Consider the following 26,416-nt stretch of genomic DNA (forward strand, 5'->3'; position numbering starts at 1 on the left):
CCTTCCTTGCAACCTGCCTGCGATCTACCTGGCGGCGGCGCCGGACGCGGCGCCCGCCTGCGTTGCCGCGCCGGGCGCGCCGTTGGCGCGGATGTAGGCAATCAGCGCGCTCACCTCCTCGTCGCTCAGGGCCATCTTCGGCATGAGCGGGCCGAAACCCTTGACCAGGCGCGCCTGCGGATCGGTGATCTCCGTCTTCAGGTAAGCGTCGTCGACCTTCGCGCTGCTGCCGTCGGCAAAGGTCCCCGTACTGCCATACAAGCCCTTCCAGCTTGGCCCCACGCCAACGGAGCCATCCATGCTGTGGCAGCCCACGCAGCCCTTGCTCTGTGCCAGCGCGCGGCCCTGCTCGGCGAGCGTATCGGCCGCCGGCGCGCCAGCCAGCGCAGCCCCTGCCGCCGCAGCCGGCGTCTTCACCATGGTCAGCGCGAACGTCGGCTGGCGCGCGAGCCATGCCTGGAACGCCGCCTCGTCCTCCACCACCACATGGCCGCGCATGTTGTAGTGGCCGACCCCGCACAGTTGCGCGCACAGGATCTCGTACGTACCCGCCTTGGTCGGCGTGAACCAGAACGACGTGACGGTGCCTGGCACCATGTTCATGCGGGCGCGAAACGGCGGCACGTAGAAGTCGTGGAGCACGTCCTTGGAACGCAGCAGCACCTTGACCGGACGATTCAGCGGCAGATGGACTTCCTGGCCGGCGACGATGATGTCGTCCTGCCCGCGCGGGTCGTCCGGGTTCACGCCCAGCGGATTGGCGGGCGAGACAAAGCGCGGGTCCGAGGTGCCGAGCTGGCCGCCCCGGCCTGGAAAGCGAAAGCCCCACTGCCACTGCTGGCCCACCACCTCCAGGACCATGGCGTCGCCAGGCGGGCGCACGTACTCGGCATAGACGAACAGGCCCGGCGCGAGCAGCGCAATCACCCCAAGCGTGGTGCCGGCGGTCAGCCACAGCTCCAGCCTGCGGTTCTCCGGCTGATAGGCCGCGCGCGCGCCGTCGCGATGGCGGTAGCGCCAGACGATGTAGGCGACGAACAGGTTGATGATGACGAAGAAGATGCCGGTGATGACCAGCGTGATGGTCAGCGTATCGTCCATCTGCTTCCAGTTGGAGGCAAGCGGCGTCGCCCACCACGGGCTCAAAAAATGGAAGAGCACCGAAGCAACGACGATGATCACGATTGCAATGGCTATCGCCATACCGACCCTCCCCGCTTGCGTACAGATGGATGCGAACTACACGCAAGCTGAGATAAGACTAGTGCATCTGGTCCGCCACCGGCAAGGCGGCCTTGACAGCGCTTTGGGTGCGATGCCACACAAGATCGGCCCGGTCACGCGCCACCAGCGGCAAAACAAAAAGCGGCGGAGAAAGCCGATGCTTTCATCCGCCGCCGCCAGCCCGCACGGCCCGTGTAGTGGCAATGCGCGGGTCTAAACCGCTAAACCGCTAAACAACGCGTAGACGCAGGGCAATGAAAACAAGGATGCGCCGCGGCACGCGTCGATGGATTTGCTGATGGATTGTCTGTTATTTCCTCCGCTTTGCGTGCTCAGTGAGATACATCCTTGCTTTCGAGCTTCCAGTAGGCAATGGCCGCCGTCATGCCGAAGATCATGTGGCCAACCAGCGTATGCCAGCCACGCGCATCGGCGAACCAGGTGAAAAAGCGCGTCATGCCGTAGAAGTTGAGCAGGTACACGGCAATGCCGAATACCGCGCCGGTGAGCAACGCCAGGCCCGTGCTCGAATCCAGGTGAAATGGCGCGATGATCGCTGCCAGGATCATGCCCAGCACCGCGCCGAGCACAAAGTGGATCATCAGCGCCGCGGCCACGGTACTCACACTGAACAACGAAGTCTGGAGCACGTCCTGCCCCATCAGGATCGCCGCGATCATCCGCGTCGTGCCCCACGGGTTGATGCCCGCCACCATCGTCGACCAGAACAGCTCGATCACCATCAGCAGCGCCCCGGCCGCCAGCCCCGACACCGCTGCCGCGGTCCAGTCTGGCATGCGGCGCACGTAGTGGTGCGATTGCATGTGAAGTTCCATAGCCACCTCCGGATATGCTGTTGCGCTGCTGTTGCGCTCGTAATACGCAAGTTGCGACTCGATTGCTGATCAGGCCTGCGTATCTGCACAGCATAGGACACGCCGGCCTGATCGTTTGACCGCACACGCGCAAATAAGTGCTGGAGGCGGGCCGGCGCCACGTTGGCGCCGCAACGTGCCACGCGCGGGTGGCAGGATCGGTACTTGGCGCTCGGCGATCCGTTCAGGCGATGCTGGCCTGCGTGCCGGCGACCGCCGCGAGTGTCGCCAGCACGCCGCGCTCGCGCAGCATGCGCGTATGCGTGGCCAGCGTTTCGACGAACACGCGCGAAGCAGCCAGATCCCCGAACACCGGCGCGAACGACGCGATGGCCGCGATGCGATCCGCTTCCCCTGCATGCCGGGCATCGGCCTCGGCCAGCAAGGCATGCAGCGAAGATGCCAGCGGGTCTTCGATACGGTACTCGGCGCCGTGCTCGTCCCGGCCGCGCAGGAAATGCAGCCAGCCGGCCACGCCCAGCGCCAGGCGCGGGAACGGGGCACCGGCACGCAAACGCTCGCGGATCGGCGCCAGCAGGCGCTGCGGGATCTTCTGCGAGCCGTCCATGGCAATCTGGCTGGTCTTATGCTGCAGCGCGGGATTGGCAAAGCGCGCCAGCAGGTCGCGCCGATAGGCCGCGGTGTCCAGCCCCGGCAGCGCGGGCAAGGTTGGCAGCATTTCCTGCTCCATCATGCCGTCCACCAGCGCGCGCACAGCCGGCACGGCGATGGCGCGGTCGGTGGTGGCCCACCCGGCCACCATGCCCAGGTAGGCCATGGTCGAATGGCTGCCGTTGACCAGGCGATGCTTGAGCGTCTCGAACGGGTGCGCGTGTTCGACAAACTGCGCGCCGCCCGCCTCCCAGCGCGGCCGGCCGGCCACGAAGCGGTCCTCCATCACCCATTGCAGGAAGGGCTCGCCCACCACGGGCCATGCGTCCTCCACGCCAAGCGCGGCACTGATGCGCGCGGCATCGTCCACGGTGGTCTTGGGCACGATGCGGTCGACCATGGCGTTGGGAAAGCCGCAGCGTTCGGCCACCCAATCGTGCAGCGCGCCATCCACGCGCGCGCAGAAGGCCAGCAGCAAGCCGCGCAGCGTGTCGCCGTTGGCGGCGATGTTGTCGCAGCTGAGCAAGGTCAGCGGCGGCAGGCCGCGTGCCATGCGCCGTTGCAGGCCGCGCGCCAGATAGCCGATGGCGGTCACCGGGGCGCCGGCGTGCAGCAGGTCATGCGCGATGCCCGGGTCGCCGAAGTTCAATGTGCCGGTAGCGGGGTCATGGCAGTAACCCTTCTCCGTCACCGTCAGGCTGACGATGCGCGCGTCCACATGCGCGATCCGCTCCAGCACGGCATCGGGATCATCGGCGGCCACCAGCACCGCAATCACCGCGCCGATCACCTGCAACTGCGCGAAGCGGCTGCCGTCGTCCCGCACCCCGCGCAGCGCCAGCGTGTACAGGCCTTGCTGTGGCGCCAACGCGTCGCGCGTGTCAGGCCGGCGCAGCGAGACGCCGACGATGCCCCAGTCTAGCGTGTGCGCGTCGGTGCCATCAGCGTGCAGCGCGGCCTCCGTCGCCGCCGCCTGGTGCGCGCGGTGAAAGGCGCCGATGCCCAGGTGGACGATGCCGCCACGCAGGCGTTCGCGCGGATAGCGCGGGCGCAGTACGTCATGCGGAAGTCGCGCGAGCGTGTCGGGGTGCAGTCTTGGCGTCGTCATGGTGCCTGCCTGTGTTTGCCTGGCATTGGGGCTATTGGGGCTATTAAGGCTACCAGTGCCACAGCGTGCCATCGTGGGCAAGGCGATTCACCGGCAGGTAAGCGCGTTGATAGGGATACCTGGCCGCCAGCGTCTCATCGATATCCACGCCATGTCCCGGTGCGTCGCCCGGATACAGCATGCCGTTGGCAAAGGTGTAGGCGTGCGGGAACACCGCATCGGTCTGCTCGCTGTGGCGCATGTATTCCTGGATGCCAAAGTTGGGCACCCACAGGTCAAAATGCAGCGCGGCGCCCATGCACACCGGCGAGAGGTCGGTCGCCCCATGCGAGCCGGTGCGCACCTGGTGCATCGCGGCGAAGTCAGCGATGCGGCGCAGGTGCGTGATGCCTCCCGCATGGACCACGGTGGCGCGGATGTAGTCGATCAACTGCTCCTGGATCAGCGTCTTGCAGTCCCAGATGGTGTTGAAGACCTCGCCCACCGCCAGCGGCGTGGTGGTGTGCTGGCGGATCAGCCGGAAGCTCTCCTGGTGCTCCGCGGGCGTGGCGTCTTCCATCCAGAACAGGCGGAACGGCTCCAGCGACTTGCCCAGGCGAGCCGCCTCGATCGGCGTGAGCCGGTGGTGCACGTCGTGCAGCAGGTGCAGATCCCAGCCAGCCGCGTCGCGTACCTTCTCGAACAGGCGCGGCGTGTGGTCCAGGTAGCGCTCCGTGCTCCAGTCGTGCTCCGACGGCAGCGAGGCATCGGCCGGCTCGTAGAACAGGCGGTCCGACGACACGCCATACACCTTGTTAAGCCCCGGCACGCCCGATTGCGCGCGTACCGCGCGGTAGCCCAGTTCCTTGTAGCGCAGCACCTCGTCCACCGTGGCCTCGATATCGCTGCCATTGGCGTGCCCATACACCATCACGCCGGTGCGACTCTTGCCGCCCAGCAACTGGTAAAGCGGCATGCCCGCTGCCTTGGCCTTGATGTCCCACAGCGCGGTATCGACGGCGGCGATCGCGCTCATGGTGACCGGCCCGCGCCGCCAGTACGCGCCACGATACAGGTACTGCCAGATGTCCTCCACCTGGTGCGGGTCGCGCCCGATCAGGCAGGGCGCCACGTGATCCTCCAGGTAGCTCGCCACGGCCAGCTCGCGGCCGTTGAGCGTGGCGTCGCCAATGCCGGTCAGGCCCTCGTCGGTCTCGATCTTCAGCGTGACGAAGTTGCGTCCCGGGGAACACACGATGACGCGCGCGGCGGTGATCTTCATGCTCTCTCCTGCGTGGTTTTTTCGATTGTTCGCTGCGCCTGCCTCGCGCTTACATGACCGCGCCCAGCGACCACGGCACGAACTCGTTCTGCCCGTAGCCATGCAGCTCGCTTTTGGTCTTTCGCCCCGATGCGGTCTCCAGCATCAGCCGGAAAATCTGCTCGCCCTTGTGCGCGATGCTGGCGCCGCCATCGACGATGTCGCCGCAGTTGATGTCGATGTCGTCGGCCTGCCTTTGCCACAACGCGCTGTTGGTCGACAGCTTGAGCGAGGGCGATGGCGCGCAGCCATAGGCCGAGCCGCGCCCGGTGGTAAAGCAGATCAGGTTGGCGCCGCCCGCCACCTGGCCAGTGGCCGAGACCGGGTCGTAGCCGGGCGTGTCCATGAAGACCAGGCCGCGCGCGCGCACCGGCTGCGCGAACTCATAGACCTCCACCAGGTTGGTGGTGCCGCTCTTGGCCACCGCGCCTAGCGACTTCTCCAGGATGGTGGTGAGCCCGCCGGCCTTGTTGCCGGCCGAGGGGTTGTTGTCCATGCTGCCGTGGTTGCGCGCGCAATAGTCTTCCCACCAGCGGATCCGCGCCAGCAGGCGCGCGGCCACCGCCGGCGACGCCGCGCGGCGCGTCAGCAGATGCTCGGCGCCGTAGATCTCGGGCGTCTCGGACAAAATGGCGCCGCCGCCATGGCGTACCAGCAGATCCACGGCCGCGCCCAGCGCCGGGTTGGCAGTCAGCCCGGAGTAGCCATCCGAGCCGCCGCATTGCAGGCCCACCGTGATGTGGCTCGCCGGCATGGCTTGCCGGTGCACGCGATTGGCATCGGCAAGCAGGTCCTGCACGATGGCCACGCCGCGCGCCACCGCGCCAGCGGTGCCGCCGCTGTCCTGGATGTTGAACGCATGCAGGCGCGGGCCGCCGGCCATGCCAGTGAGATCTTCCTCTGCCAGCAGGCCATCGATCTGGTTGGCCTCGCAGCCCAGCCCCACCACCAGCACCGCGGCAAAGTTCGGGTGGCGCGCGTAGCCCGCCAGCGTGCGGCGCAACACCCGCAGGTTCTCGCCCTCGCTATCGGTGGCGCAGCCCGCGCCATGCGTGAGCGCCACCACGCCATCCACGTTGGGAAACGCGGCCAGCGCCTCGGGGCGAAGCTCGCGCCGGAAGTGATCGGCAATGGCACGCGCCACCGTGGCCGAGCAGTTCACCGAGGTAAGGATGCCGATGTAGTTGCGGGTGGCCACGCTGCCGTCGGCGCGCATGATGCCATCGAAGCTGGCAGGTGCGTCAACGTATTCGGTAGCGCGCGCATCGGCGCCGGCAGCGTGTTCGCGTGCGAACTCGCCCATGGCCAGGTTATGCGTATGCACGTGCTGGCCCGGCGCGATCGGCTGGCGCGCAAAGCCAATGATCTGGTTGTAGCGCCGCACCGGCGCGCCCGCGGCGATGGCGCGCACGGCCAGCTTGTGCCCGGGCGGCACCAGGCTGGCGACGGTCACGCCCTCGGCGGCGATGACGGTGCCCGGCACCAATTGGCGGCAGGCGATGACGATGTCGTCGGCGGGATGTATGCGGATGACATTGAGGATGTTATCGGCTGGCATGCTGGCTCCGGGCGGGTGGCTGAGAGAGGACGAGCGGGATGTGCCGCCTCAGTTGGACCAGCCACCGTCGATCACCTGCGCCGTGCCGGTGGTGAATGCCGATTCGTCCGAGCCGAGGTACACCGCCAGCGCGGCGATCTCTGCGGCGCTGCCGATGCGCCCCATCGGCTGGCGGGCCACAAAGGCGGCCTCCACCTCGGCCAGGCTCCTGCCGCCATCCCGCGCCTGGTCCGCGATACGCTGGCGCAGCGAGGGCGACTCCACCGTGCCGGGACAGATCGCATTGCAGCGGATGCCGTGGCCGATGTAGTCCGCCGCCACCGACTTGGTCATGCCGATCACCGCCGCCTTGGTGGCGCCGTAGACGAAGCGGTTGGGCGCGCCCTTGATGCTGCCTGCCACCGACGCCATGTTGACGATCGAGCCGCGGCGCTGCGCCACCATGGCGGGCAGGAAGGCGCGCATCATGCTGTACATGGCGCGCACGTTCAGGTTCATCGAGAAATCGAAAGCCGCTTCGTCGCATTCCAGGATGGTGCCGTGGTGCACGAAGCCCGCGCCGTTGAACAGGATATCGAGCGCGCCGGCCTGCTTCGCCGCGGCGTGCACCGCGGCGGCGTCCGTCACGTCCAGCCGCAGCGTGGTGCAGCCGGGCTGGCCGGCCAGCGCCTCGAGCAAGCGTTCGTTGATATCGGCGGCGATCACGCGCGCGCCTTCACGCAGATAGGCTTCGGCGGTGGCGCGGCCAATGCCCTGCCCGGCCGCGGTGACGAGGGCCAGCTTGCCGGCGAGTCGTTGCGTCATCAGTCATTCTCCATGAGCGGTTCCGGCCACGTTTGCGTAGTCGGTGAAATCATCAGGAAACCAGCGCGCGCGCCACTGTGCGGCGCCCGATCGCGGCCCAGTCCCATTCAATGCCAAGGCCCGGCGCGTCCGGGGCGATGGCATGGCCAGCCTCGATGCGCACGCTGCTGGCGGCAATCTCGTCGAGCTGCGGGATGTACTCCACCCAGGCCGCGTTGGGCACCGCGGCGCATAGCGACACATGCAGCTCCATCAGGAAGTGCGGGCAGATCGAAAGGTTGTGGGCTTCGGCCAGGTGCGCCACCTTGAGCCAGGGCGTAATGCCGCCAATGCGCGCCACATCGGCCTGCACGATGCCGCAGGCGCCCTGGCGCACGTACTCGGCAAACTGGCCGGGCGAGTACAGCGATTCGCCCACCGCGATGGGCACCGAGGTGGATGCGGCCAGCCGCACGTGCCCGCCGATATCGTCGGCCGGCAGCGGCTCCTCGAACCACGCGATGCCCAGCTCGGCGTAGCGCGGCGCGCGCCGGATGGCCTCGGCAGCGGTGAAGCACTGGTTGGCGTCCACCATCAGCTCGAAGCCGTCACCTACGGCAGCACGCACCGCTGCCAGGCGCGCCACGTCTTCGCTCGCCCGCGCGCGGCCCACCTTCAGCTTGGCGCCGCGAAAACCCGCCTCGCGCGCCGCCACGGCCTCGCTCACCAGCGTATCGGCATCCAGGTGCAGCCAGCCGCCTTCGGTGGTGTAGACCGGCACACGCGGTTGTGCCCCGCCGGCGGCGAGCCACAGGGGCTGGCCGTCGCGCCGGCAGCGCCAGTCCCACAGCGCGGTATCGATGGCGGCCAGCGCCAGGCTGGTGATGGCGCCGACCGAGGTGGCGTGCGTGGCGAACAGCAGCTCGCGCCAGATTGCCTCGATCTGGGCGGGATCGCGCCCGATCAGGCGCGGCGCCAGGTGATCGCGCAGCAGCGCCATCACCGATGAGCCGCCAGTGCCGATGGTGTAGGCGTAGCCCGTGCCCTCGGTGCCATCGTCGCAGCGGATGCGCACCATGGGCGTTTCCTGCGTGACGAAGGACTGGATGGCGTCGGAGCGCGGCACGCGCGGCGGCAGGTCCACCTGCAGCAGTTCGACCTCGACGATGGTGGCGCTCATTTGCTGCCCACCAGGTTCGGCAGCCACAGCGTGATCGCCGGGAAATAGGTGATGGCGATCAACGTCAGGAACAATGGCACCAGCCACGGCAGGATGGCCACGGTGGTGCGCTCCACCGACAGCTTGGCCACGCGCGCCAGCACGAACAGCACCATTCCCAGCGGTGGATGCAGCAGGCCGATCATCAGGTTGAGCGTCATCACCAGCCCGAAGTGGATCGGGTCGATGCCGAGCTTGAGCACGATGGGCAGCAGGATCGGGACCAGGATGGTGATCGCCGCCGTGGTGTCGATAAAGCAGCCCACGATCAGGATCAGCACATTGGCCAGCAGCAGGAACACCCATTTGTTGTGGGTGAAGCCAAGGATGGCGTCGGACAGCATCTGCGCGGCCTGGCTGGTGGTGAGCAGCCAGGCGAAGATCGATGCCGCGGTGACGATGAACAGCACCGATGCGGTGGTCTCGATGGTGTCGAGCGTGGCCTTGGCCAGCGAGCGCAGCGTCATGGAGCGGTAGCGCACCAGCCCGAGGAATAGTGCCCAGATCACCGCCGCCACCGCGGCTTCAGTCGGCGTGAACCAGCCCAGCGTCATGCCGCCGATCAGGATCACCGGCGCCATCAGCGCCATCACCGCGGAAAAGTCGAAGTACCAGTCCAGCGCCAGCAGCACCACCAGCGCGATCAGCGCGGCCACGTTGGTGGACACGCCAAAGCGCGTCATCAGCCAGATCGCCAGCGGAAAGGCCAGCACCACCGCGATCTCGACGCTGGCATTGCCCAGCAGCTTCCAGGAGAACGCCGTATCGCTGCCCCAGCCGCGGCGGTGGGCAAACCACGCCACCGTGCCCATCATGAACAAGGTCAGCACCAGGCCCGGCACGATGCCAGCCAGGAACAGCGAGCCGATCGACACATTGGCCATCATGCCGTAGATCACGAACGGCAGCGACGGCGGGATGATCGGCCCGAGCGTGGCCGAGGCCGCCGTCACACCCACCGCGAACTCGGTCTCGTAGCCATGGTCCTGCATGGCCTTGATCTCGATGGTGCCCAGGCCCGCCGCATCGGCAATGGCGGTGCCCGACATGCCGGAGAAAATCACCGAGCCGATGATGTTGACGTGCCCAAGGCCACCGCGCATCCAGCCCACCAGCGCCACGGCGAAGTTATAGATGCGCCCGGTGATGCCGGCCACGTTCATCAGGTTGCCGGCGAGGATGAAGAAGGGCACGGCCAGGAGCGGGAAGCTCTCCACGCCGGCAATCATGCGCTGCGCCAGGATCACGTCCGGCACCGTGCCGGAGGCCCAGATATACAGCAGCGAAGCCACCGCCATCGCAATGGCGACCGGCAGGCCTACCAGCATCAGCAGCAGGAAGGAAACAATCAGGATCCACATGGCGGGGCGCGCTCCGGGTTGGTCGTCGATCGTCGGTCGTCGGTTTTCGTCACTCGTGTCGTCAGTCGTCGCTGGCCTCGAACGCTTCGGGGCGCTCCAGGATGGAGAAACCCTGCGTCCAGTTCAGCCAGCTCACCTGGCAGGAGCGCAGGCACATCAGGACGAATCCGGCCAGCACCAGGTAGTAGATCCAGCTCTTGTTCCACTCGATGGTGGTCATCGGCTCGTCGCCCACCACCAGGATGTAGCGCCAGACCAGCCAGCCCGCATAGCCAAGAAAGGCGGTGCGCACAATGTCCACCAGCGTGGACAGCACGCGTGCCGGCGCATGCGGCAGGTAGCGGTAGATCAGGTCCACCTGGATATGCCGGCTCTTGCGCACGCACATGGCCGCGCCGATGAACACCACGCCGATCAGGCAGTAGGTGGCCAGCTCCTCGGTCCAGGCCAGCGAGTCGTTCATCACGTAGCGGGTGAAGAACTGCAGGAAGACCAGCGCGGTCATGAGCCAGAACAAGCCCAGCGTGAACCAGTCCTCGGCGGCGTAGCCGGCAAGCTCCACCTGCTTGTTGTCCGCCTCCTCGAAGCTGTGCGCCAGCTCCGCGACGGTGGCCAGTTGCGGCGCACTGCCTGAGGTCTCGCCGGCGACGGCCTGCGCGGGCAGGTCGTCGGCAAGTCGGGAACGCATTTCCATGGTGTTGCTCCGCAAAGACTGCGATCTGCCTGATCTTTGATCTGCCATCTGGCGTCTGCCGCCGGGGTCACTGCACGGCCTGGATCTTGTCCCAGTCGGCCTTGCGATAACCCTGCGATTCAAAGCTCACGTTCTTCAGCACCGCGTCGCGGTACTCCTGTACATTGATGTCGGTAACCGTCAGGCCCTTTTGCCTGAATACCGCCACCAGTTCCTTCTCGCGCGCCACCACGTCGGCGGTGGCGCGCGTGGCGGCTTCCTGCGCCACGTCGCTGAACATCTTGCGGTCGGCCTCGGAGAGCTTCTTCCACAGGCCGCCCGAGATCACCGTGTTGAGGTGGTCGACGATATGGCCCGTGAGCACGATGTACTTCTGCACCTCATAGAATTTCTTGGCTTCGATGGTGGGCAGCGGGTTCTCCTGCGCCTCCACGGTGCCGTTCTGCAGCGCCAGGTACACCTCGGCAAAGGCAATCGGCGAGGTATTCACACCGCAGGCGCGCGGCATGGCAAGGTAGGCCGGCACATCGGGCACGCGCATCTTCAGGCCCTTCATCTCGGCACAGTGCGAGAAGGGCTTGTTGGAGGTGGACTGGCGCGTCCCGTAGTAAGTCGTTGCGACGATATGGTTGCCCGATTTTTCCTCGTAGCCCCGCGTGAGCTCCTTGTAGATATCGCTCTTGGTATAGGCCAGCAGGTGGTTGGCGTCGCGGAAGGTGTAGGGGTAGTAGGTCACGCCAATGCGCGGGAACGACTTGGCGGCAAAGCTGGAGCCCGAGATGATGATATCGACCGAGCCCATCGCCAGGCCCTGGTTGATGTCGTTTTCCTTGCCGAGCTGGGAGGCGGGGAACACATCGATCTGGTACCTGCCGTTGCTGCGCTTCTTGATCTCCTCGGCGGCCCACACCGACCACTTGTGAAAGGGCTCCGAGGTCTCATACACGTGCGCCCATTTGAGCTTGGTCTGGGCCAGCGCGCTGCCGCAGGCCAGGCCGGCCACGCAGGTTGCCAGCACAAGGGCGGCCGGCAGCAGCGTTGACGGCAGGCGCAGGGAAAATGGCTTCATGCTTCGTCTCCTTCGGTGTGGTGGGCCTTGCGCTCTCTTGCGGATGCGCTTGCGGCAGTCAGGTGCTGCGTGGATGGATCTATGCGGCGGTGAGCTGTACCTTGGTGCTGCGCGTCTTGTCGGCGGCCAGCGTGAATGCCGCCACGGCCTGCGCCAGCGGCAGCTGCGCCGACAGCAGCGGGCGCACGTCGAGGCGGCCTTGCGTGAGGTAGCGCACGGCCCAGTCGAACTCGCGCCCGAAGCGGAACGCGCCGACATACTCCAGCTCGCGCGCCATGATGTTGTTGGCCGGAAAGTGCAGGCCCTCGGCCGGCAACGTGCCGATCTGCACGATGCGCGCACCACGCCGCGCGGCCAGCAGGCAGGTTTCCAGCGCCGCGCCGCTGCCGGCGGCTTCCAGGCAGACATCGGCGAGGTCCTGCAGAGCCTGCGGCGGCTCCCGGTCGGTGCGGATCACCTGGTCGGCGCCGACCTGCAATGCCACTTCGAGCGGGCGGTCCGCGATATCGCAGGCGATGATGTGCGCGGCGCCGGCCAGGCGCGCGGCCATCACCGCCAGGCTGCCGATGGTGCCCCCGCCAGTGACCAGCACGGTCTTGCCCAGCAGCTCCCCCGCGCGGTTCACACCATGCAGCGCGACCGAGAGCGGCTCGGCAAACGCCAGCTCACCCAGCGAGATATCGCTGTCCACCGGCGTCAGCTGGCGCTCGTGCATCAGGAAGTGCTCGCGGAACATGCCCTGCACATGCGGATAGATGCTGGCGCTGCCGAGAAAGCGCATGTTCCGGCAAAGGTTGTCGCGCCCGGCCCGGCAGTAGTCGCATTGCCCGCACGCATGCGAGGGATTGATCGCCACCTTGTTGCCCGGTGCGACGCGCGTGACACCGCTGCCAACGCGGGAGACGATGCCAGCCGCTTCGTGGCCTGGCGTCAGCGGCTCGCGGATCACGAAGGCGCCGACCTTGCCATGGAAGTAGTAGTGCAGATCCGAGCCGCAGATGCCGGCCGCGCCGAGGCGCACCTCGACCTCGAACGGCCCGGGAGCGGCAGGCTCCACCTGCGTGAAACGCAGGTCTTCGCTCGCATGGATATGGCAGACCAGGGACATCATGACTCCTCGGCAAGCTTGCGCGGCTTGCGGCGCGTTGGGGTTGGCTCGGTTGGCTCGGATAGCTCGGTTGGCGCGCCTGCGGGCCATGCCGCGTAGAAACGGCTGTGCGAGGCTTCCAGGTGCAGGCACATGGCGTCGCGCGCGGCGTCCGGCGAGCCCGAGGCGATGGCTGCCACCACGGCGCGGTGCTCGGCAATGGCCGCGTGCCAGCTGGACGCGTTCTCGAAATGGCTGCCGAAGCGGGCAAAGAGCGGGTTATGGCGCTCGTCGAACAGCTCGGCCACCAGGCGCTGCAGCACGGCATTGCCGGAGACTTCGGTAATCCGCAAATGGAACAGGCGATCGCCCTTGACCGGAATCTGTCCGGCGCCGGCCTCCTCCTGCATGATGGCAATCGATTCTTCCAGCGCGTCCAGCAAGGCCGGCGTGGCATGCCGCGCGGCGTTGGCCGCCATCTCGCCTTCGATGGTCTGGCGCGCGCGGATCACATCCAGCGGCGGCTCGGCCATCACGCTGGCAGCGCGCGCACGGTCCGGCGGACAGGCGTAGATGCCCGAGCCCATCCGAACCTCCACCAGCCCCTCCACCTCCAGCGCAATCAGAGCTTCGCGCACCGACGGCCGCGACACGCCCAGTTGCACCGCAAGGTCTCGCTCCGGCGGCAGGCGCGCGCCCACGGGAAACTCCCCGTTCTCGATCAGCCGGCGCAACTGGTCGGCAATCTGGCGGTAAAGGCGGCGGGGTTCGATCTGCTGCAGGGGCATGTCGGCGCGCGGTCCCGAAAATGATTTGGGCCAGGAGGTAAAGTGGCCTGACCAATTTTTAGGAAGTTTTTACGCGCGCTACAAGGGGAATTTATGCAGCGCTGCAGCAGGCCGGCGGCAGTGACTGCCCTGGCGCCCGCGCCAGGGGCCAATATGGCATGGGCGGCGGCTGCAGCAAGGGATGTGGCGAGGCGGCTTGTGCACGCGGCCCGACGAAATGCAGCTTACGGGACAACCCCAATGTCATCGTCCTTGGCCTCCCTGCGACACTTTCTATACTGGAAGCACAAGCAGAGAGACAGGAGACGGCAATGCTGCACTTCACGTCACATGATCTTGTGTTCCTGATTCCGATGGCGCTGGTCGGCATGATTGCCTTCGGCGGGATCCCCTTCACGGCCCGGGCCTTGCGCATCAGTTGCCGCGCGGCGGGTGCGATCTTCGGGGCTCTGCTGGCGGTGGCCTTGCTGGAGGCGCTTCCGTTGCTTATCTGAACGCTTCGAGCGTTCCCGGCTTGCTTGTGAAAAAGGGGGCCGCTATGACACTGAGCCTGTTGGCTGTCTTGATGGCGGCGTTCCTGCTGGTCACCGTGGCCACGGCGATCTGGCGCTGTAGCCACCCCTACCGCATGCGCTATCGGCGCTGCGCCGAGCAGCGCAAGCGCGCCGGCATCTGCCGGCAAATGCAGCGGCACTAAGCCGCCCTTTGTGAGATATCGTGATCCGGGCCGGAAGCGCCCGGTCGCTGATCGTTTGGCTGGCTGCGTTTGCCCGCCCGGCCGATCAGATCTCGATCATCGCGAATTCGCCCTTGCCCACGTCACATTCGGGGCAACGCCAGTCATCCGGAATGTCATCCCAGCGCGTGCCCGGGGCAATGCCATCGTCCGGCCAGCCCTGCTCTTCGTCGTAGACCCATCCGCAAATCAAGCAAACCCAAGTCTTGTAAACAACGGCTTCCTGCTGCAAAACGCACTCCTGTATCGATTCCGGGCGAAATGATACAGCGTTTTTTGCTCGTGCCCCGCCGATTGGGCCGGGCCGCAGGGCGCAGGGGACGGCAACGCCACCCCTGCGCGGGCAAGGCCAGGTTTACCGGCGATTCACTGCCGAATGGTGAAGTCGACCCGGTTGGGTGCGCCCTTGTCCTTGATGCCATCGGCGTTGAGCTTCGAGGCGGTCAGGAACAGGCGGCTTTCTGGCACCTTGGCATCGCGCTCCAGCGCCTGCTTGACCGCCAGCGCACGCTGCTCGGCCAATTGCCGGAGTTCCACCTCGGTCACCGGCGCATTCTCCAGCAGCAGCGCCTCCATCTCCTTGGTGGGCAGGGATTTCGACAACCCGACCATATTGCGCGGCTTCTTGAAGGAGGCGCGCTTGTAGACCGCTTCCAGGTACTTCGGATATTCCTGCGGCGACACCGTCACCTTGGCTCCTTGTTCTCCCTCTTCGTTCTCTTCGGCCACGGCGCCCGCCTTCGCGCTGGCGCGCATCTCGCGCGACTTTTGCTCGGCCACGCGCGCGTCCAGCCAGGCGCGCTTGGCACCGGCGGTATCGGTGGCGGGATCGATGCGGCCGCTGATCTCCAGGCGCAGCGCCGGGCGGTCGGCCAGGGCCTTGCCCAGTGTCGCGATCTTCTGCGTGGCCGCCGGTGTGAGCGTGGAGGTACCGGGCGCAAACTCCACATAGCCCAGCTCGTCACCACCGCCAAAGGCGGAGGCAATCAACGAGAACGGCGAGGTGATGGCCTTGGTGAGCAGGTTGACGATCACCCGCACGATCACGCCACCGATGCTGAACTCCGGGTCGGACAAGGAGCCCGACACCGGCAGGTTGATGTCGATCACACCATTGCGGTCCTTCAGCAGCGAGACCGCCAGCAGCACCGGCAGCTTGGTCGCGCTAGGGCTGTCGACCTTGTCGCCAAAGGTCAGCTGGTCCAGGTAGAGGTGGTTGCGCGCGTCCAGCTTGCCGTTCTCGATCTTGTACGCCACATCGACCGTGAGCTTGCCCTTGGTGATCGGGTAGCCGGCGTACTTGGCCGCGTACGGGGTCAGCCGGGTCAGCTCCACGCCCGCGGCCTTGGCGGCGATATCGAGGTAGAGCGTATCGGCCAGCGGGTTGAGCTTGCCGTCGATCGTGACCGGCGCATCATCGTCGATGCGGCCTGCCAGCGTGAGGTCGGCGGGCGCCGGCTCCGTCGAGGACACCTTGGAGACCGAGCCCTTCATGTCGGTCAGGTTGGCGGTGTAGTTCGGCTTGATGAAGAAGTCCGAGAAATTGATGTTGCCTTTCTCCACCGTCACGCCGCCAATCCGGATCTGCGGCTTGGCCGCGGCGGAAGCCACAGGCGCGGGCACCGGGGCCGGTGCGCTGGCGGCGCTCGGCGAGGCGGGATTGGCTTGCGTCAGGCTGGTGCTGGGCGCGGCCTCGCCCTTGGCAGCGCCGCCGGCCATCACATCCTGCAGGTTCAGGCGGCCGTTGGCATTCAGGATCACCCGCGCGTAGAAATCCGACAGCGCGACACCGGCCACGCCGACCTTCATCGGCCCCTTGGCCTCATCCATGGCGAAATCGATGCCGTTCACCGCGAGCGAGCGCCAGCGCAGGAAGTCGTCACCGGTCACCCGGTCGACACTGCGCACATTGCCGAGCAGCGCATTGCCGGTGAAGCGCGCGGCGATTGGCTTGCCGGCGGGTGCCTCCACGCCGAGGCGGCCCTTGACGGTAGCGGCGCCGCCACGCAACGCCGCGTTGAAGCGGTCAGCCAGGTAGGGCTGCAGCGGCGCGAGGTCCAGCTCTCGGACGTCGACCTGAAATTGCGCCGCGGGCCCGGTAGGCAGCACGGTGCCGTCGAGCGCCATCGCGCCGCGCCGGCCCACATCGGCCTTGAACTTCACCGGGATGGCCCCGGCCGCCATCGGCCAGTTGAGCGCTCCCGTGCCGAGGCTGATATTGCGGAATTGATGGATCACGGGGCGGTCGCGGTTGGCGGCCGCGGGCGCATAGTCGGTCACGCGCAGGCTGCCCCCATCGAGCGTGAACTTGCCAAGCTGCGCCTTCCAGGGCAATGGCTTGGCGGCCGCCGCGCTCTCGGGCTGGACAGCCTTGGCCTGGACGGCGGTGCTGCGTTGGGCGGACTTCTGCCTGGATTGCACAGCCCACAGGCGCGCGCCTTCGAGCAATTCGCCGCGGAAGTCACGCGTGATGGCGATCTGCGGCTTGGCGACCACCAACTGGCCGGCCTGGAAGGAATGCGCGCCAAGATCGAACGCGATGTCCTCCAGCGCCACGCGCTCGGCGAGCATCACCGGCAGGTTGGCGGTGTCGCTGTCGTCGCGCGCGCGCGCGCGGCGCGCGTCGCGCCGGCGGTCGCTATCGGCAGCGGCAGGTTGGCTTGCGCCAGTCGTGGCGGCTACCACTTGTGCCACTGTCACCGGCTCCCGGGTGGTCAGGTAGAGCGGCGCCAGTTCGACGCGGGACTTTTCCAGCGAGAAGGCAAAAGCGGGGCCGCCCCACGCCATCTTGTAGTGCAGCTCGGCATTGATGGCAGTGTCGCCAAACCGGGTCTGGAGTTGCGCCGGCCACCATGCGGCAAACGCTTGGGGCTTGACGCCGCTGGCTTGCAGCGTGCCGTGCATGGTGCCGCCACGCAGGGACAGCTCGCCCTCATGGCTGAGCGTCTGGCCTTCACCGATCGCCAGCCTGGCCTGCACCTTGGCCGGCTTGTCGCTGTCGCCGGAGAGACCCGCCACGTCGGCGTCAAGCGGCCCGAGCGCGAGCGTGCCGGGCCCGGAAGGCGCCGAGTCGTCGCGCAGGCCCAGGCGGGCCTCTTTGACGGTGATCTGGTCGATCGCATAGCGCCACGGCTTTTCAGGCACCGGCGCAATGCCGGCGGCGGCGGGTGCCGAAGCAGGGCCAGCCTTGGCTACGGCCGGCGCGGATGCGGGCGCCGCTGCGGCTGCCGATGCGGTTGCAGCCGGCGCGTGGGCCAGCTTCTCGACCTTGGCGGCTTCCGGCAGGAACGCGTCCGCCAGGTCGAGCGAGCCATCGGCGCGCCGCACTGCCTGCACGGCCAGGCCCTCCACGGAGAGGCTGCGCAGGTGGGCCATCCGCCCCAGCGGTTCAATGCGCGCGATGTCCACTGCTACCCGCCCGGCCTTCACCAGGGGCGATCCATCATGCTTGCGGATATCGGCTTCGCGCAGCGCCGCGGTGCCTGCCAGGAAGACGTCCTGCTTGTCCTTGTCCTGGATAAAGCCCAGCGTCAGCCGTGAATCCAGCAGCCCGCCCTTGATATCCGCATCCTTGAGCTTCGGCGCGAACGGCATGTAGCGCGCCAGCTCCAGGGCATCGAGGTTGATATTGAGGTGGGTCTCGCGCGATGCCGCGAACGGCAGCATGGTGCCGTCCAGCTCCAGCGCGGAGCCGTTGATGTTCGCGCTCAGCGTGGGCCGGGTGACGATCTCCACGTCATGCGGCAAGTTGGACAGGAACGGCAGCGTGATGGTCAGGTTGTCCACGCGCTGCGTCTGGTTGAGCAGCTTGTCGTCGAACACCAGGCTGCCGCCGGTCAGCGCGATATTGTTGACCGAGAAGCGCGCCGGCTCGGATTTTGGCGCAGGCGGCTTGGCCGCGAAGCGCTCCTCGATGTCGGCGTAGTTCATGCGGCCGTTGGCGTCGCGCGCAAGATGCAGCGCGGGCCGGTCGATATGCACGGCATCCACCACCGGGGCGAAGTGCCACAGTGACGCGATGGCGCCATCGATCTTGGCTTCGCCCAAGGTCAGCATGGGCGTGGTGCCGTCGGGCTCGTAGATGGTAATGTCGGAAACATCGACGGCCAGCGAGAACGGATGCACCTCGGCACCCCCAATCGTGACCTTGCGCCCCAGCGCTTCGCTGGCCTGTTTGGCTGCAAGCGATTTGATCAGCGGTGGCCCGCCAAAATACCCGGCCAGGCCAAACACCGCCAGCGCGGCCACAATGCCGCCGGCCACCCGCAAGCCGGCCCGGCGACGTGGCGTTGCAGTTGCCGCCTGCATGGAGAACTTGATTGCCATGTGATCCCAGAAGATTCGACCCCAACTACCCGCGTCCGCTATGCGAACCCGCTGGAGAGCACGATGGTGCAAGCATTCCACACGGTGTCGCCAGACGGATCGGCCACTTTGTGGCCCGGATTTCACTTTTTAACGACATTATCGCAACGCTTGGGGGCAAAGCAAAGGCATTCAAAGGGATTTAAAAAGGATTTCAGGACGGCCCGGAAAGGAATTCAAGCGCGCCGTCTGGCGCCGGTTCAACGCCGATCTGGTATCGTCACGCCTTTGCGAAGCGTCTCGTCGCATGCCAGCGGCTTATCCGCCACTTAGTGCCTGCTTCTCCCGCGCTGTATCCTCCGGCCAGAACCCTCCACGTCAACCGTGTTGCGCGCTTCGCATGCGAACCATTTCCATGCGAGTCTCCTCATGTCTACCATCAGCAGTACTGCCGGAGCAGATAGCGCGCACAGCCAGCAAGCGCGCCCGCTGACCGGACAGGATTACAAGACGCTTGCCCTTGCCGCCCTCGGGGGGGCGCTCGAGTTCTACGACTTCATCATCTTTGTCTTCTTCGCCACCGTCATCGGGCAGTTGTTCTTCCCGCCGTCGGTGCCGGACTGGCTGCGCCAGCTGCAGACCTTCGGCATCTTTGCCGCCGGCTACCTGGCGCGCCCGCTGGGCGGCATCATCATGGCCCACTTCGGCGACCTGCTTGGCCGCAAGAAGATGTTCACGCTTTCCATCCTGCTGATGTCGGTGCCGACACTGCTGATGGGCCTGCTGCCGACTTACCATGCGATCGGCCTGCTGGCGCCCCTGGCACTGCTGCTGCTGCGCGTGATGCAGGGTGCGGCGGTTGGCGGCGAAGTGCCCGGCGCCTGGGTGTTCGTCTCCGAGCACGTGCCCGCGCGCCGCACCGGCTATGCCTGCGGCACGCTGACCGCAGGCTTGACGGCCGGCATCCTGCTGGGCTCCCTGGTGGCCACCGGCGTCAATACCATCTTCACCCCGGCCGAGCTTGTCGACTGGGGCTGGCGCATGCCTTTCCTGCTGGGCGGTGTGTTCGGCATCGGTTCCATGTACCTGCGCCGCTGGCTGCACGAAACCCCGGTGTTCGCCGAGCTGCAGAAGCGCAAGGCGCTGGCCGCGGAAATGCCGCTCAAGACGGTGGTGCGCGATCACCGCGGCGCGGTAGCGGTATCGATGCTGCTGACGTGGATGCTGTCCGCGGGCATCGTGGTGGTGATCCTGATGACGCCCACCTTCCTGCAGAAGATCTATGGCTTCGATGCGCGCACCGCGCTGGTGGCCAATAGCGTGGCCACGCTGTGCCTGACGGTCGGCTGCGTGGTGGCCGGCCTGATGGCCGACAAGGTAGGCCCGCGGGTCACCCTGTTCGTTGGCGGCCTGCTGCTGGCGATCAGCTCGTACGTGTTCTACAGCACCCTGCACACTCGCCCGGACCTGCTGATCCCGCTGTACGCGGTGGCCGGCTTCTTCGTGGGCACCATCGGCGCGGTGCCGTATGTGCTGGTCAAGGCGTTCCCGGCCCAGGTGCGGTTTTCCGGGCTGTCATTCTCGTACAACCTGTCGTACGCGATTTTCGGCGGGCTGACCCCGATGATCGTGACGCTGATGCTCAAGAACGATCCGCTGGCCCCCGCCTACTACGTGGTGGCGCTGTGCCTGCTGGGCATGGCCACGGCGCTGTTCGTCAAGGACCGCTCGCTCGCCTGAGCCTGATGGCAACTGCTGCGCCGGCGTTAAGGCACACGCCGGCCGTGAAAGAAAAAGGAGGGCCGCATCCGCGCCCTCCTTTTTTACGCCCATGCGCTGGCCAGCGCTAGCGGCGATGCTGCTTGAAAAATTCCCACATCAACGCGCTGGCATCGGGGCCGATCGGCGCATGGTAAGGGTAGTCGCCATCGCCGCCGCTCCAGGCGTGATCGAGGCCGGCAACCTCGCACAGCTCGACCAGTTCGCGGTTCCAGGTGCCAAAGCTGGCTTCCAGGTAGTCCCCGGCCGGCAGCAGGGCACTGGCTGGCTGGCCGTTGGCGCTGTCAGCCTGCGCCACACCGGCATCAGCCTCCGCCGCCGCGCCGGCTTCCTGCTCCGCGCCGGCGAGGTGCCGCACCGCGGCGCCGTTCATCCGCTCCTCGACCCGGTCGTTCATGCCGTTGTAGGCCAGGAACTGGCGCGCAAGCAAGCGGGCGTTGATGGGATGCACCGCGCCGTCGTCCATGCCGTGCAGCACGATGGCCGGCATCTTCGGTCCGCCCGGCGTCACGCCGGCGGCATCCAGCAACATCGCCGGGTCGGCTTGCGTGCCATGCTGCATGGCACGCAAGCCGTCGCTGGCCGTGTGGCCCGCACCGATCACGACCCCGGAATGCAGGCCCACGGCGGCAATCTTCTCGGGATAGCGCAAGGCCACTACCGCCGCCATGCTGGCGCCCGCAGACAAGCCCGCCAGATACACCTGGTCCGCACGGACGTCCCGCCTGGCCGCCAACGCATCGATCAATACCGCCAGCGCCTGCGCCTCGCGGCCGCCTTCCGTGGCCCCCAGGTCGAACCACTGCCAGCAGCGCTGCATCTGGCGCCGCAGGGGCTGCTGGGGATAGGCCACCATGAAGCCTTCGCGCTCGGCAAGCGCGTTCATGCGCGTGCCCGCCGCGAGATCTTCCGGCGTCTGCCGGCAACCATGCAGCATCACCACCAGCGGCATGGGCCGCTTGGGCGCGCCGGAAGGCACGTATAGCCAGTAGGGCAAGCGAGGCACCAGCTCACCCGGCAGCGGCGCGAGGCGGTGATGGTGGGGAGCCCATTCTCCGGGCAAGGGGTGGCGCGGCGGCAAAGGCAGCGGCGCCGGCGAACGCGCCCGAAGACGGGGCGCTGCGGGATTAAGGGTTGCGATACGGTTGAACCACGTTTTGAGATGGTGCGCGGACTGGGGTTGCGCCCGGCTGATCTGCCGGAGCTGCGCATGCCAGTCCGCCGAAAGGCTTTTGGTCATGAAGACTCCTGCTATCGATATTGTTGCGATGCAGCATAGCACACGACAACCCGGCGCTTGCTGTCGCTTTTCCATCACATGTTATGAAAGCAAGACATTAGATTCTTTCATCTAATCCGGCATGCGCCCGCAGATGCACTTCCGTTCGCGCCCACAATTACCAAAACACTGAATTCAGCCAACGAAAGAATGCAGATCACTAAGAGATAGCGGCAAAAGGCGCGCGGTTATACTGCGTTTGCGTGTATCGCAGGCAAACGGAGAATGTCATGACCACGCCCGACGCAGCGTTTCCAGGCTGCTCGCTGTGCTTGTTCCAGCCAATCTGCCGCAACTCGGAAGCGTCAGTTGCAAACGATCGGCGGCAGCGCAGCCTGGCCCCGGCCAGCATGCTCTGGCGCGCCGGAGAAACGGTGCACCGCCAGGGCCGGCCAGTACTGGCCGTGTTTCCCGTGCGCGACGGCAGCGCCAAATCCGTGTTCGAGTCACCGCTTGGCTGGCGCCAGGTCACCGCCTTCGCGCACCCGGGCGAAGTGCTCGGGCTGGAAGATCTCGATGGCCAGGCCCATTGCACCAGCGCAGTGGCCATGCAGGACACGCGCTGCTGCGTGGTGCCGGTGGAGACGGCACGCGCGCACCTGCTCAGCGCCGAGTACCGCGAGCCGATGCTCAGCACGTTGCGCCGCAATGCCGAGCGCGAGCGGACGCTGCTGGTCGCGATCGGGTCGATGAAAGCCGCCCAGCGGCTGGCTATGCTGCTGCTCGACCTCGCTGGCGAACAACGCCGCCGGGGCAATGCCGGAGCGACGCTGACCCTGGCGATGTCGCGCAACGATATAGCCAGCTACCTGGGACTGACCCTGGAAACCGTATCCCGCCTGCTGGCGCGTTTTGCCACGGTCGGGCTGATCACCGTGCGGCAGCGGCAATTGCGCATCGTCGATCCGGCAGGGCTGGGCTCCGTCTATGAAGACCCCGAGCGGGTGCCGCTACGCCCACCCGAACCGGCGACGGATAGCCCCTCCGCCTGCACTCCGGGCCAGTCCCGGCTAGACACCCCCAGAGGCATCCGCACCGCGGACGCCTCGGTTGCGTAGGACAGACTCCGACAGCAAGGCCGTGCAATCGCGGCTATGTTCAGACTATGCCGCCGTATGCGGGCTAGCCCTCAGGGGGACATCACCCTGCGGCCATGCCGCTGGCGCTCGACATCGCTTCCGGTACCTGTATCTCTATGCGGGACTTTCCTTTTGCCGTGCGCGCAGGCCTGGCGCCGCTTGGCTTCCTGATGGTGACCGGACTGACGCCTGCGGCCGCCGCGCAGGCCAACGCACCAGCCTCGCTGTCAACGCTGGCGAGACTGCTGCTAGGCACGGTGGATGGCAGAAGCACCGGCATGAGTGGCGTGACACGCCTTACCGGCAGTGTGGCCAGCTCAGATGCGGAACTCAACACGGCTTGCCAGGAACTGACTCGCGCCGGGCCATTCACGCTGGACGCCGCGACGCGACTGGAGGGATGCAGCGTCTCGCCAGGCAAGCGCGTTCAGTTCCGCCTCAGCCTGGTTGGCGTGGATGCGACCCGCGAGGGTACCGTGGCGTTCATGGCGAGCGCCCGCCCCGTGCTCGAGCGCGGCATCTGCCGCAACCCGGACGTGCCGGTGCTGGGCCAGTTGGGTGTCACGCTGAACTATCGCTACGCGGGAATCGGCAACCGTGCGCTGGGAGAAGTCACGATTACGCCAGACCGCTGCCGCGCAAAATAGAGATTACTTTCTTTCCTGCGCGCATTCCTGACGATACGCCTCATCGAGCTTCTTGCGTTCCGCTTGCCGCTCGATATTGGGATGGGTGCTGCCATCCGCGCTGGTCACCGTGGCTTTGCCGGTGGTCCATTGCGCTCCCGCGGGCAGTGCGTTGATCTTGTCGAGCAAGCCCTGGCAACGGGTGCGCTGGGATGGCGTGAGGGTGCCGTCCGCCGCCGGCCCGACATTGTCGGTGGCGGTATCCAGCAAGAGCCGGGGCGGCGGCGGCGCGACCATCGGCGCGGGCACTTCCAACTCGGCCGCGGTGGCAGCCCGGCCCGCAAGCAGCCCCAGGCCCAGTGCGGCAGCCATGATGATCGAAGCCCGTTTCATGTTCAGTTCTCCACAGCGGGGACGCATTGCGCCTTCCATGACGATGTTCCAGGGGTCGCCCTGCCGGCTCGAAAAACCGCATGTTTCCGATGTCCCTCCTCAGGTGGCGGCAGACGCCGACAATGCGGGACGAACCAGACTTAGCTTCGTTCCTTGCCGTTGCCAGCCCGACCCGTGCGATTGCGCAGCAACTCAAGCTTGAGCAGCGCATCTGCAAGCATACTCTTGAGGCGGGTGTTTTCCTCCTGCAGGTCTCGCAACTTACGGCTGTCGCGCGCTTCGCTGCCAGCGCCCTGGCCGTACTTGATGCGCCAGCCGTAGAAGGAAGCGTCGCTAAAACCATAGCGCGCGCATAGCTCGCGCACCGGCACGCCGGTGGCGGCTTCCGCCAGGTAGCCGCGGATCTGCTCCTCCGAGAAACGTCTGTTCACTGACTGCCTCCGCTAGCAAAGGCCGCTCGTGCCAATGCCCGAGCGTGACCACTTCTACCCCTGCCGCAAAGTTACCATCCGCACCGAAAAAGGCAATTCAGTGTGTTCAAGCCGCGAGTTAAGCAAATTGGAGAGGCAACCCGCCGCGAGGCGGCCCCCCGTCTGACCGGCAACCTACGGCCGCGCAAGCGAACCTTTGAGCATATCATCCATGACAAAAAAAGCAATTCAGCATTTTAATTTATCGATAAAAACAATTTTGAAATCTAGCGCCATCACGTTCCAAGCTGGAAAAAATCATAAAAAAACTAGATCGAATTGACAAAATTTGATAGTCCATTTCCCGATTCCACGATTTGCTTTTTTACTGTCACGCAACCGAAAAGAAATCCTGATAAGAGAAAAAAAGCCGATTTTGCGTCGCGAAACGCACCCGACCGCACAAAGTTATGAATCGAATGACACAAATATTTTTAATGTCTTTATGTCACAACAAAGAGTTCTTTTTGACTTGATTTTATGAAATGACTTCCAGAAGACTACTGGCAAGTTTCAAAGTTCTGTATTAATCTTGTCTAGCATTAACTAAATTTCGATCTCCAGCAACCGGGCCTCGCGCCCCGGCACAGACTGGCGACGATAAGCGCAACGCGTAGCCGGTCGGCTGGTCATTTTTCAGCGTTGCTTCTATATGCCGGGCCACATACAAGCCGCACTGCGTCGTCATTTCCCCAGTTAGCCGGTAGATTTTGAAGACCGCCACGCCTCACGAGCGCAATGGCGCTGCGAGGGGCTCTGGCGGAGAGGCAGAGAAGAAAACAAAAACAAGCGTCGAATCGGGAGAAGTCACCATGCGGCATGTCAGCACCAAGCTCTTGCACGTTTTTGTTTTGTTGATGGAATATCGTGACCTAAGCGCCGTCGCCGCCTGCACGCAAGGCCGGGTTCCGACCATTGCCTACAGCCTCGCGCGGCTGCGCGAAATCACCGGCGACCCCCTTTTTATCAAGCGCAATGGCACGCTGGAACCTACCGCGCATGCCTTGCGGCTGGAGCAGACCGCCCGCCAGATCTTGTCAAAATGGGCGCACCTGGTACGCCCGCTCGCCTCCGTCGCCGAGGAGACAAGCCCGCACCGCCGCATCTCCATCGGGTTTTCGCCGTCGATCGGCGATCCGGTCATCACCGAGATCCTCACGGCCTTGTGCGAGCAGTTCCCGGATGACCGCTTCATGACGCGGCCGGTCTTTGCCGACGCCGCGCTGGCCGCCCAGCTTGGCAGCGGCGAGCTGGACTGTGCCTTCGTGGTCGATAGCCACTTCGTGCCAGACGACGTCGTGCTGCACAACATCATGGCCACGCCGCGCCGCCTGGTCAGCGTGGTGCGGCCAGGCGGCGTCGAGGATGCGGAAGGCCGGCATGAGTGGATCCTGCTGCAGGAAGACACCGAGCCCGGCAGCCCGCTGCAGGGTTTCCTGAACCGGCTCGCGCACGATCCCGCCTATCGGGAAACCGTGGTGCCGTCGTGGCACACGCAAGTTGCGCTGCTGCTTGCCGCGGGCGGCATCTGTCCGCTGCTGGATTTCAACGTGCCACTAGTGACACGCAAACACAAAACACGCCTGTTGGCGCCGCCCAGCAGCTTCCCGGAATGGGCTGCCGTGCATTTCTGGGCGCCGGTCCGCGCCGGCAATGCACTGCGCGGCATCATGGAGATCGGCAGCGCCGTGCTGCATGATCCCGTCACCGCCATCGACCGTCGTCACCTGTCGCACGAGACGCGCACAGCTGCTTACGCAGCCTGACCCTGCTGCCACTGTGCCCCTGATGCACGCCGCGCCGCGGCGTGTCGGCTTACGGCCAGCCACGCCCGCTGGCCAGTGAGAGCTTCCGCGCCCTCCTCTCAAAATTGAGAATAGTCTCAGTCCTGGCGCCGAAGCCAACGCTTATGCTTCGTGGGCACCTCCTGCTTCCTGTTCGTCCGAGCAAAGCATGCGCCTGGAGGTGCTTTGTTCCTGTGCTGTTCGCGCCGCCGGCGAAAAGCCGCGCGGCGCGTTTTTTCAAGGGCGCGATCCAATTGCGGCAAGCGCCGCCCAGCGCGAATCGAAGC

23 protein-coding genes are annotated in these 26,416 nt (G+C 66.0%); 6 read left to right on the top strand and 17 right to left on the bottom strand.

Features of this window, described 5'->3' with window-relative positions; all coding sequences use genetic code 11:
- Positions 1 to 24: 24 nt before the first annotated feature.
- From A9975_RS16300 to A9975_RS16355, 12 genes are all read right to left on the bottom strand, one after another.
- On the bottom strand, positions 25 to 1,203 hold the full coding sequence (locus tag A9975_RS16300; protein WP_183033741.1) for a cytochrome c oxidase subunit II: 1,179 nt from the start codon (positions 1,201 to 1,203) through the stop codon (positions 25 to 27).
- Between the two features lie 353 nt (positions 1,204 to 1,556).
- On the bottom strand, positions 1,557 to 2,060 hold the full coding sequence (locus A9975_RS16305; protein ID WP_183033742.1) for a hypothetical protein: 504 nt from the start codon (positions 2,058 to 2,060) through the stop codon (positions 1,557 to 1,559).
- A gap of 223 nt (positions 2,061 to 2,283) precedes the next feature.
- Entirely contained in the window at positions 2,284 to 3,819 is a 1,536-nt protein-coding gene (locus A9975_RS16310; protein WP_183033743.1) for a mannitol dehydrogenase family protein, read from the bottom strand.
- Between the two features lie 49 nt (positions 3,820 to 3,868).
- Entirely contained in the window at positions 3,869 to 5,080 is a 1,212-nt protein-coding gene (manD, locus tag A9975_RS16315) for a D-mannonate dehydratase ManD (protein WP_183033744.1), read from the bottom strand.
- 49 nt (positions 5,081 to 5,129) lie between these two features.
- Positions 5,130 to 6,677, bottom strand: coding sequence for a UxaA family hydrolase (locus A9975_RS16320; protein ID WP_183033745.1), 1,548 nt, complete (start codon positions 6,675 to 6,677; stop codon positions 5,130 to 5,132).
- A gap of 48 nt (positions 6,678 to 6,725) precedes the next feature.
- On the bottom strand, positions 6,726 to 7,481 hold the full coding sequence (locus A9975_RS16325) for an SDR family oxidoreductase (protein ID WP_183033746.1): 756 nt from the start codon (positions 7,479 to 7,481) through the stop codon (positions 6,726 to 6,728).
- Between the two features lie 52 nt (positions 7,482 to 7,533).
- Entirely contained in the window at positions 7,534 to 8,640 is a 1,107-nt protein-coding gene (locus A9975_RS16330; RefSeq protein WP_183033747.1) for a mandelate racemase/muconate lactonizing enzyme family protein, read from the bottom strand.
- Complete coding sequence (locus tag A9975_RS16335; protein ID WP_183033748.1) at positions 8,637 to 10,040, bottom strand: TRAP transporter large permease; 1,404 nt, start codon at positions 10,038 to 10,040, stop codon at positions 8,637 to 8,639. The genes A9975_RS16330 and A9975_RS16335 overlap by 4 nt, the downstream gene beginning before the upstream one ends.
- Positions 10,041 to 10,101: 61 nt before the next feature.
- Positions 10,102 to 10,734 carry a TRAP transporter small permease gene (locus tag A9975_RS16340; protein WP_220810783.1) on the bottom strand — a complete coding sequence of 211 codons (633 nt, stop codon included), beginning with the start codon at positions 10,732 to 10,734 and terminating at the stop codon, positions 10,102 to 10,104.
- A gap of 67 nt (positions 10,735 to 10,801) precedes the next feature.
- Positions 10,802 to 11,803: a sialic acid TRAP transporter substrate-binding protein SiaP gene (locus tag A9975_RS16345; protein ID WP_183033749.1), complete on the bottom strand. Its 1,002-nt coding sequence runs from the start codon at positions 11,801 to 11,803 to the stop codon at positions 10,802 to 10,804.
- Positions 11,804 to 11,882: 79 nt separating this feature from the next.
- Positions 11,883 to 12,911, bottom strand: coding sequence for an L-idonate 5-dehydrogenase (locus A9975_RS16350; protein WP_183033866.1), 1,029 nt, complete (start codon positions 12,909 to 12,911; stop codon positions 11,883 to 11,885).
- Positions 12,911 to 13,678 (bottom strand): FadR/GntR family transcriptional regulator, encoded by a 768-nt coding sequence (locus A9975_RS16355; protein ID WP_183033750.1) that lies wholly within the window; start codon positions 13,676 to 13,678, stop codon positions 12,911 to 12,913. Before A9975_RS16355 ends, A9975_RS16350 begins: the two co-directional genes overlap by 1 nt.
- 311 nt (positions 13,679 to 13,989) lie before the next feature.
- On the opposite strand from A9975_RS16355, the gene A9975_RS16360 reads away from it, so the two are divergent.
- On the top strand, positions 13,990 to 14,172 hold the full coding sequence (locus A9975_RS16360) for a hypothetical protein (protein ID WP_006163669.1): 183 nt from the start codon (positions 13,990 to 13,992) through the stop codon (positions 14,170 to 14,172).
- A 44-nt stretch (positions 14,173 to 14,216) separates the two neighbouring features.
- Positions 14,217 to 14,375: a hypothetical protein gene (locus A9975_RS16365; protein ID WP_170301920.1), complete on the top strand. Its 159-nt coding sequence runs from the start codon at positions 14,217 to 14,219 to the stop codon at positions 14,373 to 14,375.
- 85 nt (positions 14,376 to 14,460) lie between these two features.
- On the opposite strand, the gene A9975_RS16370 is transcribed toward A9975_RS16365, so the two are convergent.
- Both A9975_RS16370 and A9975_RS16375 read right to left on the bottom strand, forming a co-directional pair.
- On the bottom strand, positions 14,461 to 14,646 hold the full coding sequence (locus A9975_RS16370; RefSeq protein WP_150987378.1) for a rubredoxin: 186 nt from the start codon (positions 14,644 to 14,646) through the stop codon (positions 14,461 to 14,463).
- A gap of 134 nt (positions 14,647 to 14,780) precedes the next feature.
- On the bottom strand, positions 14,781 to 18,740 hold the full coding sequence (locus A9975_RS16375; RefSeq protein WP_183033751.1) for a DUF748 domain-containing protein: 3,960 nt from the start codon (positions 18,738 to 18,740) through the stop codon (positions 14,781 to 14,783).
- A gap of 408 nt (positions 18,741 to 19,148) precedes the next feature.
- On the opposite strand from A9975_RS16375, the gene A9975_RS16380 reads away from it, so the two are divergent.
- Positions 19,149 to 20,459, top strand: coding sequence for an MFS transporter (locus A9975_RS16380; protein ID WP_183033752.1), 1,311 nt, complete (start codon positions 19,149 to 19,151; stop codon positions 20,457 to 20,459).
- Between the two features lie 106 nt (positions 20,460 to 20,565).
- On the opposite strand, the gene A9975_RS16385 is transcribed toward A9975_RS16380, so the two are convergent.
- Positions 20,566 to 21,738 (bottom strand): PHB depolymerase family esterase, encoded by a 1,173-nt coding sequence (locus A9975_RS16385; protein WP_183033753.1) that lies wholly within the window; start codon positions 21,736 to 21,738, stop codon positions 20,566 to 20,568.
- A gap of 269 nt (positions 21,739 to 22,007) precedes the next feature.
- Between A9975_RS16385 and A9975_RS16390 the strand changes: the two genes are divergently transcribed.
- Both A9975_RS16390 and A9975_RS16395 read left to right on the top strand, forming a co-directional pair.
- A complete protein-coding gene (locus A9975_RS16390; RefSeq protein ID WP_183033754.1) occupies positions 22,008 to 22,835 on the top strand; it encodes a Crp/Fnr family transcriptional regulator in 828 nt (275 codons plus the stop codon).
- A 137-nt stretch (positions 22,836 to 22,972) separates the two neighbouring features.
- Positions 22,973 to 23,503: a hypothetical protein gene (locus tag A9975_RS16395; protein ID WP_183033755.1), complete on the top strand. Its 531-nt coding sequence runs from the start codon at positions 22,973 to 22,975 to the stop codon at positions 23,501 to 23,503.
- A gap of 3 nt (positions 23,504 to 23,506) precedes the next feature.
- Here A9975_RS16395 and A9975_RS16400 read toward each other — a convergent pair whose 3' ends face one another.
- Together A9975_RS16400 and A9975_RS16405 are read right to left on the bottom strand one after the other, a co-directional pair.
- Positions 23,507 to 23,875, bottom strand: a complete 369-nt coding sequence (locus tag A9975_RS16400; protein WP_255503257.1) for a hypothetical protein — start codon at positions 23,873 to 23,875, stop codon at positions 23,507 to 23,509.
- 140 nt (positions 23,876 to 24,015) lie between these two features.
- Positions 24,016 to 24,306 (bottom strand): transposase, encoded by a 291-nt coding sequence (locus tag A9975_RS16405; protein WP_150987366.1) that lies wholly within the window; start codon positions 24,304 to 24,306, stop codon positions 24,016 to 24,018.
- Between the two features lie 851 nt (positions 24,307 to 25,157).
- Here A9975_RS16405 and A9975_RS16410 point away from each other — a divergent pair.
- On the top strand, positions 25,158 to 26,111 hold the full coding sequence (locus A9975_RS16410; RefSeq protein ID WP_183033757.1) for a LysR family transcriptional regulator: 954 nt from the start codon (positions 25,158 to 25,160) through the stop codon (positions 26,109 to 26,111).
- The last annotated feature ends 305 nt before the right edge of the window (positions 26,112 to 26,416 follow it).

The organism is Cupriavidus sp. UME77, assembly GCF_014170355.1.
Classification (GTDB): Bacteria; Pseudomonadota; Gammaproteobacteria; order Burkholderiales; family Burkholderiaceae; genus Cupriavidus; species Cupriavidus basilensis.